The 18,063-nt window shown below is 53.0% G+C and carries 9 protein-coding genes; all 9 read right to left on the bottom strand.

What is annotated here, in order from left to right:
* Window positions 1–126 precede the first annotated feature (126 nt).
* Window positions 127–1,842 carry a hypothetical protein gene (locus tag L0M14_RS02240; protein WP_235120474.1) on the bottom strand — a complete coding sequence of 572 codons (1,716 nt, stop codon included), beginning with the start codon at window positions 1,840–1,842 and terminating at the stop codon, window positions 127–129.
* A gap of 40 nt (window positions 1,843–1,882) precedes the next feature.
* Window positions 1,883–3,991, bottom strand: coding sequence for a phage tail protein (locus tag L0M14_RS02235; protein ID WP_235120473.1), 2,109 nt, complete (start codon window positions 3,989–3,991; stop codon window positions 1,883–1,885).
* A gap of 36 nt (window positions 3,992–4,027) precedes the next feature.
* Window positions 4,028–6,277: a putative baseplate assembly protein gene (locus L0M14_RS02230; RefSeq protein WP_235120472.1), complete on the bottom strand. Its 2,250-nt coding sequence runs from the start codon at window positions 6,275–6,277 to the stop codon at window positions 4,028–4,030.
* A 217-nt stretch (window positions 6,278–6,494) separates the two neighbouring features.
* The gene (locus tag L0M14_RS02225) at window positions 6,495–9,569 is read right to left on the bottom strand and encodes a baseplate J/gp47 family protein (protein ID WP_235120471.1); all 3,075 of its coding nucleotides are present in this window, start codon (window positions 9,567–9,569) and stop codon (window positions 6,495–6,497) included.
* A 52-nt stretch (window positions 9,570–9,621) separates the two neighbouring features.
* Window positions 9,622–10,023: a GPW/gp25 family protein gene (locus L0M14_RS02220; RefSeq protein ID WP_235120470.1), complete on the bottom strand. Its 402-nt coding sequence runs from the start codon at window positions 10,021–10,023 to the stop codon at window positions 9,622–9,624.
* 28 nt (window positions 10,024–10,051) lie between these two features.
* Window positions 10,052–10,777, bottom strand: coding sequence for a phage baseplate assembly protein V (locus L0M14_RS02215; RefSeq protein ID WP_235120469.1), 726 nt, complete (start codon window positions 10,775–10,777; stop codon window positions 10,052–10,054).
* Window positions 10,777–11,868, bottom strand: coding sequence for a phage late control D family protein (locus L0M14_RS02210; protein ID WP_235120468.1), 1,092 nt, complete (start codon window positions 11,866–11,868; stop codon window positions 10,777–10,779). The genes L0M14_RS02215 and L0M14_RS02210 overlap by 1 nt, the downstream gene beginning before the upstream one ends.
* 47 nt (window positions 11,869–11,915) lie before the next feature.
* Window positions 11,916–12,497: a CIS tube protein gene (locus L0M14_RS31785; RefSeq protein WP_350340489.1), complete on the bottom strand. Its 582-nt coding sequence runs from the start codon at window positions 12,495–12,497 to the stop codon at window positions 11,916–11,918.
* A gap of 27 nt (window positions 12,498–12,524) precedes the next feature.
* A complete protein-coding gene (locus L0M14_RS02195; RefSeq protein ID WP_235120466.1) occupies window positions 12,525–18,053 on the bottom strand; it encodes a hypothetical protein in 5,529 nt (1,842 codons plus the stop codon).
* Between the last annotated feature and the right edge of the window lie 10 nt (window positions 18,054–18,063).

The raw sequence follows: 18,063 nt of genomic DNA, 5'->3' as shown, positions 1-18,063 counted from the left end.
CGATAACTTATGAAGCGATTCTCTAGAAAGAATAGTTAGAAATTCCCACGTGTCAAACATACAAAAAAAGCCTTCCGAACCTTGATTCGGAAGACCTTGTGCTTATTTTAGGTATATTAGAATTGACTACTCCTGCTCCTCCGGCTTACTGCCCGCCGATGCTGCTTCCATCATGGCCGAGAAAGCTGCGTCAATCGGGTCCTCTTTCCCTTTCTTGAAGCCAATCTCGGGAATAGCCGCATTCCCCGCCGAATCCGCCTGTGTATAAGCCCACCAGCGAATGCGTACATTGGAAGCCTCTGTACCTTGCTGAACCTTGACCCCAACACGGAAGGTGCCTTTCTGGGGATACGCAATCGTACCGATTTGCACGTCCGGAAGATCGGGCTCGAACTCGCTTCCCTTGAAAACATCCGCCGCTCCATAGTAGACCCTATCACTGCTAGAGAGCATATCCGAGAAGGCATCGATGCTGCTCTCCTCTAGGCTTGTGACGATGAGGACATTGCCCTCACCTAAACCGTGCGCAATTTCTCCTGAGAAGAAGCTTTTTGCCGCTTTTCCAAAGGGTGAAACGGATATTTTCGTAAACGGCGCAATCGCAATATCAACAGTACCTGTTCGAATACCTGCTATTCCCATGCCTCCAGTAGGTATGGATAAGTCAACGGACAGCTCGCTGCTGGCTTTGTCGAACTCGACCTTCAGCTCAGGCGGTTGACCAGGGGCAACACTTCTTACCTTGGATTTGGTGATCAATTGCCCTGTTGCAGTATCCACTCTATCTTGCTCCGCCTTCTGAAGACGGTGCATAACCGAAGAATTATAGACATACTCTCCAAAAGGCACCTGCTCGACACGCTCGATGACATAAGTAGGTCCCATTTGCAGCAGGCCGATCCGGGCTAAGTAGATGCATGGCTCTGACGGGGCATCCAGAGAAGCTTCCAAGGAATGCTTCACAAAATCATCCATTAACCTGTCAGCTACCGATCCCATGATGATTTGGATCTCTCCCGCATCCTTGGAAGTCAAATCAAGCTGACGGTCTCCGAGTCTTAGCACGGCACTGCCCGGCTTTACGCCAATCGATCCTTTGACCGAGGCGGTACTGTCAGCCCTCAGGAGTACCTTCATTTCATACTCCGTCTCCTGCAGCTCCTGCGGCTCCATAAACTGAATGGTTTCCCCGTTGATAGCTTCTAGACGGTCTGCTGCCACATCGTATTGGAATAAGATTTTGCCCGCTTGCAATGTCTTCTCGAAACGCAACGTCATCTCAAACAGCTGACCCGGATTTACATAGCGGGGGGTAGTTTGCAAAACGCGAAGCTGTGCATCCTGATACAGCACGACGGTCTGATCGGTCAACTCGGCAAGCGGCAGTTGCGATGGGTCAGGGGCGTCTTCCCGGATAAAAAGCCGATAGCTTTCCAGAACACGGTTGTACTCGCTAATCTCATCGGAACGAACCGTCGAGTTGGCTACTGAATGGACCGGCTCCTTGCCCTTTTCGTCATAAGCGATACACAGATATACATTCTTGGCGTACTCATTATTGGTGAATCCATCCATCATCGAGAGCTTCAAGGTCACCGGAGAAGGGACAATGATCTCCCTGCCGAGCGCGTCAATCGCCGCTCCCATCTCAACGGACACCGACTTGTCATCCACCGCGATGACCTGCAGGCCCGTCATGACGCCGGACCCATGCAGCAGACGGTTCATCATGCGCCGCTTGTCATTGAAATACTTTTGCTCCGACTCAAAATCACGCACGGTCAAAAGCTTGCCGTAAAAATACCGATTTCGTTCAAACGGATAATAGCGCGTCTTCTTCATAGCAATCTCCTCACCCTCACTTTGTCATGGCTCGTATCATTTAATCAAGCTCAGAATCCAGTTCCAGTCGTGTATGGATATCCATCCGCTTATCGCGGTCCACATCAATCAGTACGGTATTGTAAGGCATGGATGAACGTTCATCCAGCGTAAGCAGCGTAGGCTCAGACAGGTATGTATTAATACCCAAGTAGGTATGCATATCCGCATACATCCAAGGCTGCAAAACAATTAGCTTTCCATCCGTATAGGCGGGCTTGCCATCTTCAATAATCGACTCGATCGTCATCCTCTGTTGATCGGTCCGCACGTATTCCGGCGGAAGCATGACACAAAAGCAGTAAGGATTGTCTCCATATAGCTGTTCGAAGAGCCTCCTAAGCTCGGACGTTTCTTGCATTTGCTTGAACTGAAAATATTCCAGCAGAAACGGTTCGGTTCCTGTATAAATGCGCAGCATCCGAATTAACCCTTCACGGGTTCCGCGCAGCTTATACAGTGTGGGCGCCTCACGGATCAATTGCCTCAGCTTGACCTCTCCCCATGAATCCCGGTCTGAGATAGCCAGCCATCGGCCGAGCCACTCCAAATAAGGTCCCGAGACTGCATCTGCGTCGAAATTCGCGCTTATCCGTTCGATCCGATCCTCCATATCGTCAAAAAACGTACCGAACAGAGCCAGGAATCGCTCTAGGAAAGGGCTGTGCTCCTCGTCCTGCTGATAGATCGCAGGCAAATAGGTCAGAAGCGAGGTCCTTGGAAAATAGACGCGCAGCTTACGGATCAGCGGCGATTTCTGTCCGCTGCCGAGAAGCTCGATTTTCAGCCATAGATATTGTCCCTGCGCCTTCATCAGCAGCGCATCTTGAGGGTTGACAATCGGCTCCGACCAAAGGTGTCCGGTAGCACGAAGCTTATCTCGGATGGATACCTCCTCACTTGTAAGGAAGTCCGTATAATCCACGAATTGCCCGTCCAGCAGTCCTTCTTTCCTATCGGATGCGAAATAGGAAATCCGTATTTGCGTTTCCTCGGGAATATCGGCATCCAGGCGGATTTTGTGCCAGATCGTCTCCGTCTCCGTCGTGTCCAGCTCCGCAGAAAAATAGACACCCTGCGGCAGTCCCGTCTCTGCCAGAGTCATGGTGCGGGCTTGCAGCTCCAGCCGTGTAATCTGTCCGCTGAAGCGGTCAAATACATACATGCGGTTTCGGCTGTCGTGCAGGAGCTTCTCGGCCCTGCCCCGAAAGCCCGACACCTTTTCCACGAATTCCCCATTCCCTCGGTATTTCAAAATAAACCGTTCATTTCCGCCTTCGTGCCAATCGGCACCACTGCTGCCTATATACAGATTATGATTCGTATCAATGGAAATACCCGCAAAGCTTCCTTCTTGGTCGACCGTAAAGCTCATCGCGCTGCGATCCGCACCGAAAAAAACGGTTACGCCCTTTCGATGCGAGTCGAGCACAGCCACCGTTTCATCATAAGCTGACAGGGAAAACCGGCCCCGCAGCTCCTCAATAGAAGCTGCTTCTTCGAGTCTGAGCGATTCATGCTCGTACACCTGTATCGTCTCTCCCGCTTCGCTCCACTCCAGAACAACCAATTGCCCGCCCGCAGGCACTTCAAGATTTCCATTCATGCCAACCGTAATGGTTATAGGCACCAGTGTATATACGCTTCTCAGCTTACCTCCGGCATACAGGGATAAAGGAAGCAGCTCCAGACCGTTCCACTCGCTCGCAGCCCACAAGGTCTGCCCGTTGGACATGGCGTATACACCTAATCTGCGTTCACTGTTCGGATCTGCCGTCACCCAGACGTCGCTTAAACTAGCAAGCATTGCGCTGCCGCTAAACAAGGGATGGCCTTGACGAAACAGCGGTTCGCGGTGCTGGTTCTCATCATCGTACACCCATACTCCCGCATGGTCATCCATGAGAAGAAGCTTTCCACTCGGAGTAACGCTTGCATCGCTGATGGATTCCATACCTTCCAGCTCGTCCAAGCGAACGATGCGGTATACACCGTATTTTTCCGTGCTCCGGATGGATAAGCCTTTTGTCGACATATCCATGTTGGCTGCGCAGCCTTGCTCCCAGTCCAGTGGTTTATTAAATGAGAAAAATGACTGAGTATCCTGCATCGTTCATCCCCCCTTGTCTCATATTGGTAACTGTGATTATAAGTCTGTCTGGCTGATCAGCTCGACCTCGTGATCGCCTGAATATACAAGTGCGTAGGGCGGGATTTGAATATCTCCGCCAGCATCCCGGTACATGCCTGTGCCCTCGGCATCGAGCCAAATGTCCTGCACGTAGACAACGCCTTTCAGTCTGCTGATCACGCCGTAAATATCGCCTTTATATACCGTCCGGCCAAAACGCCAGCCCTCAGTCCCGTTCCTGTGGTCCATCGGTTGAAGCAGCTGCCGCAGCTCGCGAAGCACCCGCTGCGCATCCTGCTTGTACTGCGGCTCTACCACAACGACGGCGTGCACCGTGACTTTGATGTACGCCGCCGGGATCACGTGCAGCTCTGTAGTGAGCAGCCGATGCCGGTCCAGATGGCGACGGACCGTTTCCAGGTAGCCTTGGCTCGCCGTCGGCTTATCGTTCTCGCTGTACGGAACGACGGCGACGGTCATCTGGGCCGGAGCTTTCACCTTCGGATAGTCCCGCAGCCCCGGCTTGTAAAGCGGAATCGCCTTCACCCTGGCCACCCGCAATCCCGGCGTAGCCTTCGCGATCGCCTCGTAGTCCTCGGCGGTCACGGCGCGGGTCGGCGCATTCAGCTCAATCTGAGCGCGCAGCTTCGCTTCCTCCAGCGATTCCGCTTCGGCTCCGCCCCGCGCCGGAAATGGATTGGTCATGGTAATTCCCGACCAATCCGGGTGCCCATTCGTGAAGGCGGCCACCATGCCGTCCTTCACGTTGCCCCGATCGCCCCCGCCCGCTTGCAGCGCCAGGAACCGAATGTTCGGTTCTGTCATCTTGGGCGGGATGAGGCCCGCTTCGTTGTTGCCGAAGCGGATGAGCCCTGCCGCAGCGTCGTAGACGTAATGCCTGTCCGTGGACGACGAGTTGTCGAAGTCGTCCACGGACTGCCAGTCGTCCCAGACGACGCTGTCTGAGCCCTTGGGCCGGCGGCCTACCTGCAGCAGCATGCTGCCGAGCTTGTAGGTCCGGCCCCTGGGCAGCTCAAAGGTCTGGCCTGGCAGACCATTGCTGCTGCCCACCAGACGGCCGTAATCAAACTCGGCCGTATACGCAATCAGCCGCACGCAATCAGCTCCTTGCGGCGGGATGCTGCCGTGCTTCCCGTCTCCGAAGCGGATTCTTGTCGTCCTGCTCGCAGAATCCTGCTGCATCTCGCAGCAGAAGTCGTCGGGGCCGCATGCGCTCAGCTCGCTGACAGTACTCCAGTCACGCCAAAAGCCATCCTGCTCCTGCACCTGAATCGTGTGCAGGCCCGTGTAGGCCAGATAAGAGCTGACCGTGAAGCTCTGTCCAGGCTCGCCGCTGCTGTCAAACGTGGAGACTTCGCTAAAGGTCGTCTGTTCCATCGCTTTCACGGAATTCAAACATAACTTCTGAATCTTGGGCGCCAGCTCATAGCCTTCTATTTCCAGCGTACAGCAAATCCATACGCGAGGCTTGTCATCGGCAGGGTACAAGAGGATCGGCTGCATGTCAGAAGGGACTTTGAAGAGCAGCTCCCCACTTTGAGAAAGGTGCAGGGAGCCATCACTGACCACTTCAAGCGGATGCCACGCCTCAGCCCTTCCCTTTGAGCCGCTGCCCGCATAGGTCCATGCCACCTGTGCCGAGGATACGAAAGCTTCTTGCTCTTCATGCACGTGACCGCCTTTGGCTACCGGATAATCCTCAAACAGCTTAATCGTAAGCGCAATCTCCGTTTGCTCCGGAAGCGGCCGATCAAAACCAAGGTACAAATGGGCACCTTTCTGTGCCTTTGGCCCGAATGCGTAATAAGCAACTCCCGCGTCATTATTGGAGGTGTAATCCCCAGCGGACGTCTCCGTTCGCACAATAACCTTTTCCAGACGCGCAGGAATCAGACGCAGCGTTTGCAGTGTTTCGAACTGTTGGTCCATGGCTTGAAGCGGTGTACCTTGAGGCAGCACAAGCTGCTCGTCCATACCAGAAAATACAACCTCGCATACGGCGGACGCTGCTTCTCGCTGGCGAACGCCAAGCAGCTTCAAAAATTTCCGCTCATTCTTCTCCGTTACACGGTTCAAATAATACTGCTGCATCTCGGTCATCCATGACATGAGCTCCAGCAGCGTCATACCCGGGTCGTGCGCATTCTCATCCGTCCATTGCGGATACAGCTTGGGAATCGATTTGCGCGCTTCCTGCAGCATCTCCTCAAACATCCGGTCATCCAAATTCGGTATAGGCAGCACTCGTGCTCACCTCCTTTTCCAGTTCACTCACTCACTCACTCACTCATTCATTCGCTCATTGCTATTCAACTTAAGATTCTGTTCTCACACGTTCATTCAATCATTCAATCACTCATTCAATCACTTATTCATTTATTCATTCATACATTCACTCAGTCACTGATTTTCACTCAGAATTAGAGTTTACTCCACCATTCCTAGTCCTAGCCCTAGGGCATTAAAGAACCTGTACAACAACCTTGTGTTTGCCGCTGACGACAATGCCATGGGGCAGTGCCGGCAAACGGTTGACATCCAGCTCTTTTCGCTCTCCGTCCTCAATCTGGAACACAGTCATGAAGAGCTTCTCCACATGGTTGATAGCCCGGATGGATTTCAGCAGCGCATAAAACACGGAACTGTGAATTTGCTGCCCGATGCTCCAACCCTTGCCGTCAAAATTACCGGTCAGCGGATCAAGAAACTTATCCAGCTTCTCCAAAGCCTGAAGCTCCGTTACAACCACAGCATCCATGCCTTCAATCGCGACTACCGCTGTTACGGATATTTCCATATACACCGGTTCAATTACCTGAATCTGATCCGGAAAGGCAATCAAGCTGGGCGCCCTTTCCATAAGGTAAGCTTCAACTTGCTTTTTAAGCTCCGGAAAAGCTGCACTCCCCTGTTGGCCTTCCTTCGGTAAAATGACCAGTGTCATAGCGCCGACCTCTCTGGCCATATACGCATTGTGGTTAGGAATACATCTAACTTTCGCTATATTCGGATAAGCCTCACGGGCCAGCCATTCATAATCCTCCGCCGTTACGGCGCGCCCTCTGTGCTTGATCATCTCAGGACCGCGCTGCAGCGCCGAATCCAGCTTCTCAGCTTGACAGCCCCCTGCGGCAGGCTCGGGATTGTAGACCTCGCCGACAAACGCAATCGAGTCCTGCATTTGATTGATCTGCCTGGCTCCGACGTTACCGACTTGACCCGAGGTCACCTGATACGTTACCTTGACCTGATCAATGCCTCCCTTTGGCGGCTTCATACCATGAACGCCATTACCAAAGCGAATCCGCCCGAACGTTCGGTCGATCGTATAGTGCCGTTCGGAGCTGCCTGAATCCGCTAGCTGCGATACCTGAGACCACTTCACCCACAATCGCTGGACGTTCCCCTCGCTGTCCCGAATAAGATCCAGCTGAGGTTCACCGGCTTGCTCATATTCAGCAATCAGCTCATCCTTGATACAACCCGTTTCATCCACCCATACTTCCTCAGATACAATACCATTTCGGCTTAATTGATACTCCGTTTCTTCAATACCCTTGGGTTCGGGTACCTCACCGACAATCGTTTCCTGCTGAATGACCTGAACAGTATTCATGTACAAACCGTGAATGACAGGAATCGGTGTCCGTTCTTCCACATCGTCATATTTGTCATCCCGATTCACGGCCCGAATAAAGCAGCCTGCCGTACCAAATAGCATCGAATAGGCGAAGTCGGAGGGCCCTACGAATTGGAGAGTGCCGCTTTGTGTTAGGGAACGGGTACCGTCAATGACCTTTAATGCGGCCCAATAAGGAGAATCTCCCGGAAGCTGACCTTCCCTTAAATACTCCCACTCCAGTAAGGGGATATCCTGCTCGGCCATCCGCTTCTGCTTGACGGAAACATAGAGAGACACAGGACCCTTCACAGGCGCAGTTTGAAAAGCAAGATGCAGGGAAGGATGCTCTCCTTGCAGGGGTTGGAAGGGCTCAAACCCTCCCTCCAGCTGCCGGCTGTGCCGCGTACGGTCCACAAACTCCGTATTGTTAAAAGCCAAACAGCGCCGTGCCGGATACATTCGGTTATCGTAGCTGTACGTCAGCTTCGTCCCCTCAATCCATGGAGATAAATAAATGGCCTGCGCCACATAGGCATTCTCAAGTTGTAAAATTCTTGCCCGAATCCAGTAGTTCTCATGGCCGTTCACATAGGTAGTCTCCACGTCGATCGGACACCGGAAATGAACCTCTTTCCGAACGTGCTCCTCCTGCGGATAATAAAACAGCTTCTCCGCATCTTTATTGACTTCAAGACGAACCCAAGAGCTTCCGTTCCAATATTCCCATACGACTTGGAGCACCGTAACGTGCATAACCGGAGCTTTGTCAAATTGGGATTTCTTCATAATCAGCTTCCAGTCGATCTGCTCGGCAGCCTCCGGTTGAAAACGGTTAGGTACAGCTTTGAGATCGAAGCTCAAGCTCACATCGCTGTCCTTCTTGGAGAACACTTCGCTACTAGATATATAAAAGCTGCCGTACAAGGCAAATTGGTCGCCAAACGGGTAAAAGCCCGCAGGGTCCGCCTCAATATCGTTGTAAAACATCTGCTCCGGCTGGATTCCGCCTGTTTCGTGCAAATCCACATAGTCAGTTTTCATCGAAAGCTTGTCCATGGACAGCCTGCTGTCCGCCAGTGTGCGTCCCGCTTCCTGAACAGATTTCAATCGGCACTGAATCCAGCGTCCCGCCGTTCCGTTCACCTCTTGCTGGGCAAGCTCTCCTTCGGCGGCCTTGGTCAATATTACGCTTACTCCCTTGTACTCCACCTTATCGAAAAGCTTCCATCCGTCCTCCGAAGCATACAACCACTCCGTAAGCGCCGGGTCCGCCAGCTGCCGGCAAATTTCCGCTTCGTCATAGCGCTGCCGGGAATTACGAAACTCAATCTCGATCCGGCAGGTGCTTCGCACCAGAAAAAGGGAGCTGTGCTCCAGAAATAGCGCATGGGCTTGCAAATTATCGCCCTGCTGTAAGCGAAACAGCGCTGTCGGCGCCGCTTGCCCTTGCCTGGAAGCCGCCAGAAAACCATCCTGTATGCGTAAGATCTTGTCCTGCCTGCGGCTCGTTACATAGACTGCTTGCAACGCTGCAGGCGTTAGAAGCACGCTTCGAGCGGTTTCATATAAGATGCTGCCCGCATCGCCGGAGGCTGCAACCTGAGTGCCTGCCGAAATCCAGACAGGTTCTCTTGTCCCCTCGTTCAGAGCGAAGGTAACATAGGCACTCGCCGGACGGGCCGGGAGAAGCGTCATATCGAACATGTTCAAGAACGCGATCAAATTTTTGGTCGGAACCCGGTTAAGCCGCTTGATATTCTCATAAAACATATCCGCGAACATCTGAAACAAAGCGCTGCCGGGATCGGGATTCTCGGGTGTAAACCGCCACTCCGGCGTGTAGTAAGGAGCCATTTCTTTCATCTGCGAAATTAAATCAGGTATATCTCGCGGATCAATTTGGGGGGGCTGCACAGCTCCACCTCCTTTCTGCAGGGATACAGGCTAAAATAGGGTGACCCAGGGTCTATTTAGAGCCCTCATGTAAGTAAAATGGATATACTTGGTTAAACAAATTATTAGTGGTTCGAACGACATAGCTAATGCGAATCATGACCTTGCCTGGATCTTCGCGATCGGGCACAGCCTGAACCTCCACCTCATGTACACGAGGCTCCCAGTTCCGAATCGCCTCTTTCATGTTGCTCTCGAGAAGCCGAAGCGTCGTTGCATCCGTAGGTCCGAATACGAATTCCTGAACGCCGCAGCCGAATTTCGGACGCATCACTCGTTCACCTTGGGTAGTCCCTAAGATAATCCGAATGGCTTCGGCGATATCCTCCTCATACTCGGAGGTGCGAATTCGCCCTGTTGCAGGATCAACCTGAATCGGGAATTTCCAGCCCCTCCCTAAGAATGCCTCGGACATCCGCTACCCGCTCCTTTCACCAACGCAATTAATTGATTTTAACCATACTACCCTTAATATTGATCATTCCGTCGGACTTGATATCCAGCGTCGCCGCCGCTTTCAGCGCCATCGTCGCAGAAGCCTCGATGTTGATCTGCGTCGATTTGATCTTAATCTCTTTGGCGCTCTCAATGGAAACCTCGCCTTTGGCATTCAGCACGATTTTGGTCGCGCTGCTTTTGACCGTAATCTCGTTGGCAGAACCGCCTTTAATCAAGATTTCGTTGTTCCCGCTTTGATCAGCGATTTTAATGCTGTCGTCTTTATCGGTCAGTTCTATGGTTTGGCCCTTTTTGGTTTTGACGGTGATGCTTTCATCCCCGCTTTTATCGTTAAAAATCAGCTCATGGCCAGAGCGTGATTTGATTTTGCGGATATCGTTCTTATCTGCAGGAGCCGGCGGTTGATTCTTCGGATTCCACAGCATGCCGATGACAAAAGGCTGACGAACTTCTCCAAGATGAAATGCGACCAGGACTTCGTCGTTCACCTCCGGTATAAAGAGGCTGCCCATGTCCTTGCCGCCCATCAGGGTCGCAATGCGTACCCAATCGGTCTCCGTCTCGGTTTCCTGAAGCGGAAGCTTCAGCTTGACACGCCCCAAATTATCAGGGTCTTTGTTGTTCGTCACGACAGCCACCATGACACCGCTGATTTTTTGACTAGCGAAATCAATGGAGCCGTTCCACGTAAATTCCGGCATATCGAACATTAGACTGCATTCCCCCCGACTTGGAACCTCGTCACGTACCCATCGTCGTTGTACAAGTGCGTCGCACCGGTAACATAATACGGCTGGTCCAGCTTGGAGCCTAATCCGCTCAGCTTGATATATCGGCCGGAACGAATCTCGGGAATCCTGATGCATTCCCCGGTTCCGCTGATCAAGCGCATAGACCGGCGATTTAACAAGGCGTCTGCATAGCTCTTGGCTTCCTCTTGGGAGGCAGCATTGGTGTACATATATTCCGTAAAATCACCGCTGGATGCCAGCAGATCTTTCCCGGTCTTCGAATTCGAGCCCAGCTTGGTAATCGAACCAGACTTTCCCTCAATGACCTTTAGTTCTTTGTTATCCCAAGCCCGAACGGTTACGCCGGTAATCTGCTCGGCCAGGTTCATATCAATCGAGAGATTACGCAGTGTTTTCCCCATCTCAAGTGTAAGGACAGGCGTCATGTTCGTAAGGGGCTTGCGAAAATACAAATTTTTGCCTACAACGAAAAAGTCATAATTCAGCAGCTTGGCCAAATGCTCGATAAAATGATAATCGTCCGCCTGGCTTTGCGAGATGGTCGGAAACTGGGTGGTGGTAGCGTCAACGTTCGCTTTCGCCCCGTATTCCTTCGCAATCTCCGAGACGACATCGCTGTATTTTTTATTATTCCATGAACGGGATTTAGGCCCCTTCATCATCAGATAAGATAGATCCATACCTCGTACGATCAGTCCGGGATTCTCTCCTTCGGGAAAATCAGCAACGACTGAAGTGATGGTTCCCGAAAACACAGGAGTAAACTTATCAACATAACCGAGACTGATATCGATCGATTTATTGAGCGTAAACACATTGAGCCACTTCAGCTCGCTATTGGTGATGTCGTACGCATTTGTAATCCGAAACGAGAAGGAATCCGCCGTACCCTCAATAGAGGTATCTACACGGATCATGGAAACGGCGATTTCATCGGCGATTTTTGTACCATCCACTTTGATCTCATACGCCGGCGCGAAAAAGTCCCGGTACTTTTTCTCCAATTGATCCATTGTATAAGAGGTGGTATCTAAGCTTAATTGTGCCATGAGTTAATCCAACCTCGGTACCGAGATGCGGCGCCCTGTCTGCACTCTCAGCGGATTATCAATTTGATTGGCCTTCGCAATTTCGCGCCACATTCCCGGGTCTTCATATTCCTGAGCCGCCAGCATCCAGAGCTGTTCGCCCTGCTTGAGCATCTTCTGCTTCGTACGATCGGCAGAATGCCGGGGAATCGTCTGCAGCTGCTCTTTTTGTTATGCCAGGAGCGAAATGTCACCTTCAGCTTGGCGCGAACAGGAATGCCGCTGTCCAGAAACATCGTGAAGCTCTGCGTAACTTTTTCAACGACACCTTGGAAATCCAAGGATCCCCAGACGAACCGGCAGATGGGAGGGGCATGAAGCTCGCTCTCCACATCCAGAAGCCCGGATATTTTGCGGGTGTAGTCCCGGACGTCGGTCCCTTTTTCATAGGTATCAAAAAAGAAATCCATCGTGAGCGAGGTCGTTCCCCCGCTAATAAACTGTCCGATCGGCATGGACATCCCCGGCACCGTATTCCACGAATAGCTGTTGCTCGTATCCAGGGAGTATTCGCTTGGATTGAAAAGCACTTCGAGATTCTCTTTGCTGTTCCCCTTGTCCACGATAATCATGGCTTTCTTCAGCGCCACGGGCGTCCATCCCTTTCTTCATATGATCTATATACCACGGCGCTGCCGTTCGAATTTCATTCGCTTCTCAATTTCGCGGTACACCTTGTCCGCGATTTTCTTAATGTCCGGCTGCGGCAGCTGCTTCATCAGCTCCTGCAGCTGCTCCATATCCAGCTGCGGGGATTGCTGTGCCGCAGGGACGGCTGAGGCTGAGGGAACCTCAGCTGCGCTCATTGTGCGCAGCCAATCCATCTCCAGCGGCTCATCTGCGAGCGGGCTGGATACCGGCTTCGGAGCCGACTTATGCTCCAGCTCTACTGCCGAGGCCTGCTGCCTCGGGTGCTCTAAGGAGCGCTGGACGGTGGAGCTGTCGGCCGCTGTGCCCGTTCGCGGCACGGTCGGGGATTGCTGCGCACCGTAGATCGGTGCGCTTGCGCTTGTCGCCGTGCCGGTTCGCGGCACGGCCAGTGCTTGCTGCGCACCGTAAACTGGTGCGCTTGGACTTGATGCCGTGCCCGTTCGCGGCACGGCTAGTGCTTGCTGCGCACCGTAAATCGGTGCGCTTGCGCTTGCCGACGTGCCGGTTCGCGGCACGGCCGGGGTTCGCTGCGCACCGTAAACTGGTGCGCTTGGGCTTGACGCCGTGCCCGTTCGCGGCACGGCCAGTGCTTTCTGCGCACCGTAAATCGGTGCGCTTAGGCTTGATACCGTGCCGGTTCGAGGCACGGCCAGGGTTCGCTGCGCACCGTTGATAGGTGCGCTTGGGCTTGACGCCGTGCCCGTTCGCGGCACGGCCGGGGCTTGCTGCGCACCGTAAATCGGTGCGCTTGCGCTTTCGACGTGCCGATTCGCGGCACGGTCGGGGATTGCTGCGCACCGTACATCGGTGCGCTTGGGCTTGACGCCGTGCCGGTTCGAGGCACGGCCGGGCTTGCTGCGCACCGTAGATCGGTGCGCTTGGGCTTGACGACGTGCCGGTTCGCGGCACGGACGGGGTTCGCTGCGCACCGTTGATAGGTGCGCTTGGACTTGATGCCGTGCCCGTTCGCGGCACGGCCGGGGCTGCGGCGCACCGTAGATCGGTGCGCTTGCGCTTGCCGACGTGCCGATCGGCGGCACGTGGGAGAGCATCTGCCGCTGCACCATCGGTGCCAGCGGCGCTGCTCCCATGGCAGCGGCTGATCTGCCGCTGCCTCTTGCCTGCTCCGCGCTCTGCGAAGCGGCGCGGAACAGGCTGCCGGCAGCATTGCCGTAGGCAGCTGCCGAACTCCCCAAGCCGCCCGATATCTGGGCGGCTTGCAGCATGTCAGCAGCTGGCGAAGCCGCTGCTGAATGCACGGCGGAAGCGCGCGCGAAGCTGCTTCCTGCACGTCCCGCTGCGTCCGGCGAAGCCGCAGCGTTCACATCAGGAGCCGCATTACCGGCTCCTGTGCGGGCTGTCAGCGTGGTCATGTCACGCTGAGTGACCCGCTGCGGCCGACTGCCGACTGCCGCTGCCGTACTGCTCGCGCGAGACGAAGGAGCATTGGCTCCGCCTATGATGCTTGGCAGCATTGGCTGCCGCTGCACGCGCGGATGATCGATAGCAGCGACGTTCCTGCGCACGGCTTTCGCCGTGCCAACACTGCCATGCTTCTTATCCGCCTGTGCAACCCCACCGGCTAACTGCATACCTTCCTCGGGTTGCAAGAAAACATCCGCCATTGCTTGCTGTTGTCCAATTCCCGCTTTGAGTCCCGCATACCCAATTGAAGGCGGCTTCGTTTGCAGCGCCGACCTCCGCTCGGAATGACGAAGCGGCTCCGCATCTTTCCTACTGACATTCGTATGTCGTCGAACAGCGTTAACGGATGAAGCAGACGTTGAATCAACAGGTAATACTCCAAGCTGAGATCCTGGAAGACCCTCCACAGAACCCTCGCCAGCCCCTGAAGCTCCCCTCCACTCATTTGGATGCGTGTATCGCGGACTCCTCCAGAGCTTCCGTTCTCCACTCTCAGGTATCTCGCCCGTTTCTTCATTCCGCCCTAAGAGGCTTGCCGAAACCTTGCTGAACATGTGCTCAGACAAGCTGGTGTTCCATTCCGACCGACTTGCCATATAACCTTGAGTAACAGCGGCTTCTTGGCTTTCCCCTGCCCCCTGTGTATGCATATCTCCTTCAATTTGCACGGAACGGTGTAATATTTGAGAGTAAGGCTGGCTTACCTTAGGTGTCTTTCTCGAGTCTGTAAGCTTCGAGCTCTCTTCCGAAAGTCTCGAGCTTGAATTCATTAAAGTTATCGATACAGGAATTTTACCTGATTGATGCTCATCTCGTCTTCTGGAAAAAGTATCAGGCTCCTTCTGCTTACCGCTTGATTCCGGCGCAGGTAGCGAGATTCCCCTTTTTGCAGCTGGCATCATCGCATTCGCACTTCTACCAAAAGCTATTTCCTTGAGTCCACTCACTTCTGAATTTACACTTGCTCTTACAACTGAGCTTACTTGATTCGCTGTATCTGTAAGTCTATTTGCACGTTTTAAAAGCACTGTATTGGATTGATTGCCGGGTCGCGAAGCTGCTCTCTGTATGGGTTCAGCAGCGATAGGCGATCGATTGATCTTCTGTGGGATTTCTCCTTGTCTATTCAGCAAGGGATATCCCGCTTGTAAGCTGCTCACCAAATCTCCGGTAAGCCTGAATGAGCTGCTCCGCTGCAGGAAGCCTTTAGCACTCGCTCCATCGATAGACACTTGATCTAGATAAATCATTTCACTACTCTGGCGGGAGCTAGCTTGTTTGCTGCTTCGCCCAGATGACCACACGTGACGATTTCGAGCGTCACCGGTTGCTGTGAGGAATGCGGCATCATCTCCCAGGCCTGGAAGATCACTCTCGAGCACGCGACTTGTCCGCCTGCTCGTGACTAATTTACCAGGATGGTTTTTACCAGCCGTTATTCCCATCGAAAGGAGTGACGCTCCTATACGATGAGCCTGCCATTTTTGTCTGAGGTCAGGTCTGGGACTTTTCTCAGTATCCGCACTGCTTTTACCTTGAATCAGCATCCGCAGTTCAGCGTCCTTGCTCTCAATCTTCGGATGACTCAATTGGCTTAACCACTGCAGACCTCTTCCAGACTCAGCTTGTACACCATGCTCCATAGCTGCCGAATTCCGGTGAATGAATTGAGGAGAGGGTACCCACCCTTCTGGCGCTATTACACTGCTGCGCTTGAACTGTTGAAGTTCTTCTCCCATGCTCTGATCCGCCGATTGTTGCCGTGACATTGGCCTGGTTGACTGCTGCGGTACTTTATCGGTAGCAGCCCTTTTCGCAGGGGGCAACGTTCTTTTCTCTTCTGACGACCTAACAAGTGAGGCTTTTCCTTCTAGATGCGACTGACTTGCGATGTCGCCTTGTTCATGACCCTGAATGCTTTGCATCCTAACAGCGAGAGACTGTCTCTTGCTTGGCCGATCCATCCGTGAGATCGCGTTGATGTATGCTGCCGATCGCATAATGAGCGGAACTGGAGTGGTCATATGCGCTGCTTGAACTGCCGACAGAGTATTTTTTCTCGTCAAGCTGCTTCTTTGATCCGTATGTAATCCTCTGTCTGGTACCCGAATACCCTTGACTTTTACATTTACAAGCTCTGATTTGTTTTCGCCTGCTTGTCTTGTCTCATGGCTTGATGACGAAACCGCATGGCCGTCCGTCATATTCCTTGACTCTTCTAACTCTCGCATTGCATTCGTGCCTATTGGCTCCCGACCGGTTGAAGAACTTGCCGTTACATTCGCCGATTGCGTATTCTTGCCTAGAGTTGGAGATGCAATTGTTGTTTCTGATCGTGTTACCGCCTGCTGATCTGGTGACGCTGCTTGATCCATTGCAGCAGCTGGTTCCGTTACTTGTCTATGTATTGTTGGCTGAATATGCGTGATATCCAGCTGTGCTGACGAAACAGCCCCCTGTGTGTAGCTAGAAGTTTGTTGCGACTGGGCTCCTTGTATGGGGCTTAATGCCATGGCATCCGTTACAAGGGGTTTCAGCCCTTGCTGCGATGCTTCAGGCGTCGATTGGTTCCCTTTAGCCCGCTTCCTCCGCTCGGCTACCTTGCTGCTTCCACGTGCTTGGCCACTTCCAGACGTTTGTTCAGAGGCAGTGCCCTTATGGGACTGCTGCTCCGCTTCTTGTCTTATGGTGACTTGGCTCCCTGCGACAGTTTGTTCCGCCAGCGCGTCTGGCGATGGCGTTGGCGATGCGGTCTGCGCCGCTTGTAAAGGTATAGCCGACGACACTAGCGACCCTTTAGCCTGCTCTGCGGATTGCTGCGCTTCGTGTATTGTTCGATGCTGCAGTCTGGCTTGGCCCGTATACCGTGATACTGAAGAAACCCGATTGCCCCCCGCATGCTGCTGATCATCCAATACCGTGGAGTGCCGCTGCTTGATACTCTTAAGAAGTGATAGAGATGCTTCCGAACCGGTGCTTGTAAAGGGGCCTGCTCCTAGACGCAAGGACTGTCTACGACGACTCCCCTTATCTTGTGTCGTTACAAACGTACTCCCCAGAAATTGTTTCCCATTCCTTGGTTCCTCCGTTTGTCCTTGAAGCTCTCGAATCCATTCGAATGCTTGTTTACTGGCTTCCACATAACGAATGACGTCGGCATGTTCAGGTGAACTTCTTGCAACGGTTGCGCGAGGCACTTTCATTGTGCTTGAAGCCGTCAAGCTCCTTGAACCTGTGCGATTGCCGCTATGTAACAGGCTGAATTCCCTTGCTGCCAACTGCTGGTCTACCCTAGGCGAGTCGAAACTGTTTTGCAGATTGCCTCGTCTAGCCTGATGAAAAGAAGGTGAAATCGTATCATATAATCGGGATGCCGGCTGTACAAGCGGCATTCCCTGCTTGTTGTCAAAGTTAACGGTCCCCTTCGACCGATGCTGAACCTTGTTTACAGGCTCTTGATCTGAGGTCCATTGTAAAGCTGCTTTATGGGTCGCGGGAAGCGATCTTCCTGCCATTTGTGATGCTGCTGTATCTTTCATTCGTGATTCAGGCTGTGTATCGCCAGACTTCACATTTCCAATGAATCGTTCATTCTGCCCACGTTGATAGGGATCAACAGCGGATGCTGCAAGTTGTTGGTTCTGCTGTACAAATTTAATTGGTGATTCAGATGTTTTGGGACTACGACGCTGAACAGCTTCCATCCCGCTGTATCTTTGAATCAAGCGCTCTAGACGATGAATCGTTTCACGCCTAGTCAACATATGTCTGGATTCCGCATGCTGTAAGCTGTCTAGCTGCATTTGAAGCCGAATGATCCACTCTCGTTCTGTTGGACCCGTGTAAGGCGTGTGCTCCTCGTCATCAAGCATGCTGCCTTGCTTGAATATCAACGCCATAAATCCTAAATAAGGCGACCTTGAGAAGCCATATTTCCCCATGATGCCATGGGCGAACTGTTTCGAAGCACGGGCTGTTTGCCCGGTATGGCTTTCGACCTTGACCTTCTTCGTGACCGGCGAAGTCTGCTTCTTTCCTTTATTGCGGGGGATATGCGATTGTCGGGACATGTTGAACAAT

The sequence above is a fragment of the Paenibacillus hexagrammi genome (genome assembly GCF_021513275.1).
In the GTDB taxonomy this organism is placed as follows: Bacteria; Bacillota; Bacilli; order Paenibacillales; family NBRC-103111; genus Paenibacillus_E; species Paenibacillus_E hexagrammi.
The sequence above is the reverse complement of the archived record's forward strand: the minus strand, read 5'-3'. Positions and strand labels throughout refer to the sequence as shown.

Excerpts from the sequence above, each read along its gene's own strand:
- L0M14_RS02215 (WP_235120469.1), bottom strand. The coding sequence starts at position 10,777 with ATGTTCGATATGCCGGAATTTACGTGGAACGGCTCCATTGATTTCGCT.
- L0M14_RS02195 (WP_235120466.1), bottom strand. The coding sequence starts at position 18,053 with ATGTCCCGACAATCGCATATCCCCCGCAATAAAGGAAAGAAGCAGACT.
- L0M14_RS02235 (WP_235120473.1), bottom strand. The coding sequence starts at position 3,991 with ATGCAGGATACTCAGTCATTTTTCTCATTTAATAAACCACTGGACTGG.
- L0M14_RS02240 (WP_235120474.1), bottom strand. The coding sequence starts at position 1,842 with ATGAAGAAGACGCGCTATTATCCGTTTGAACGAAATCGGTATTTTTAC.
- L0M14_RS02210 (WP_235120468.1), bottom strand. The coding sequence starts at position 11,868 with ATGGCACAATTAAGCTTAGATACCACCTCTTATACAATGGATCAATTG.
- L0M14_RS02220 (WP_235120470.1), bottom strand. The coding sequence starts at position 10,023 with ATGTCCGAGGCATTCTTAGGGAGGGGCTGGAAATTCCCGATTCAGGTT.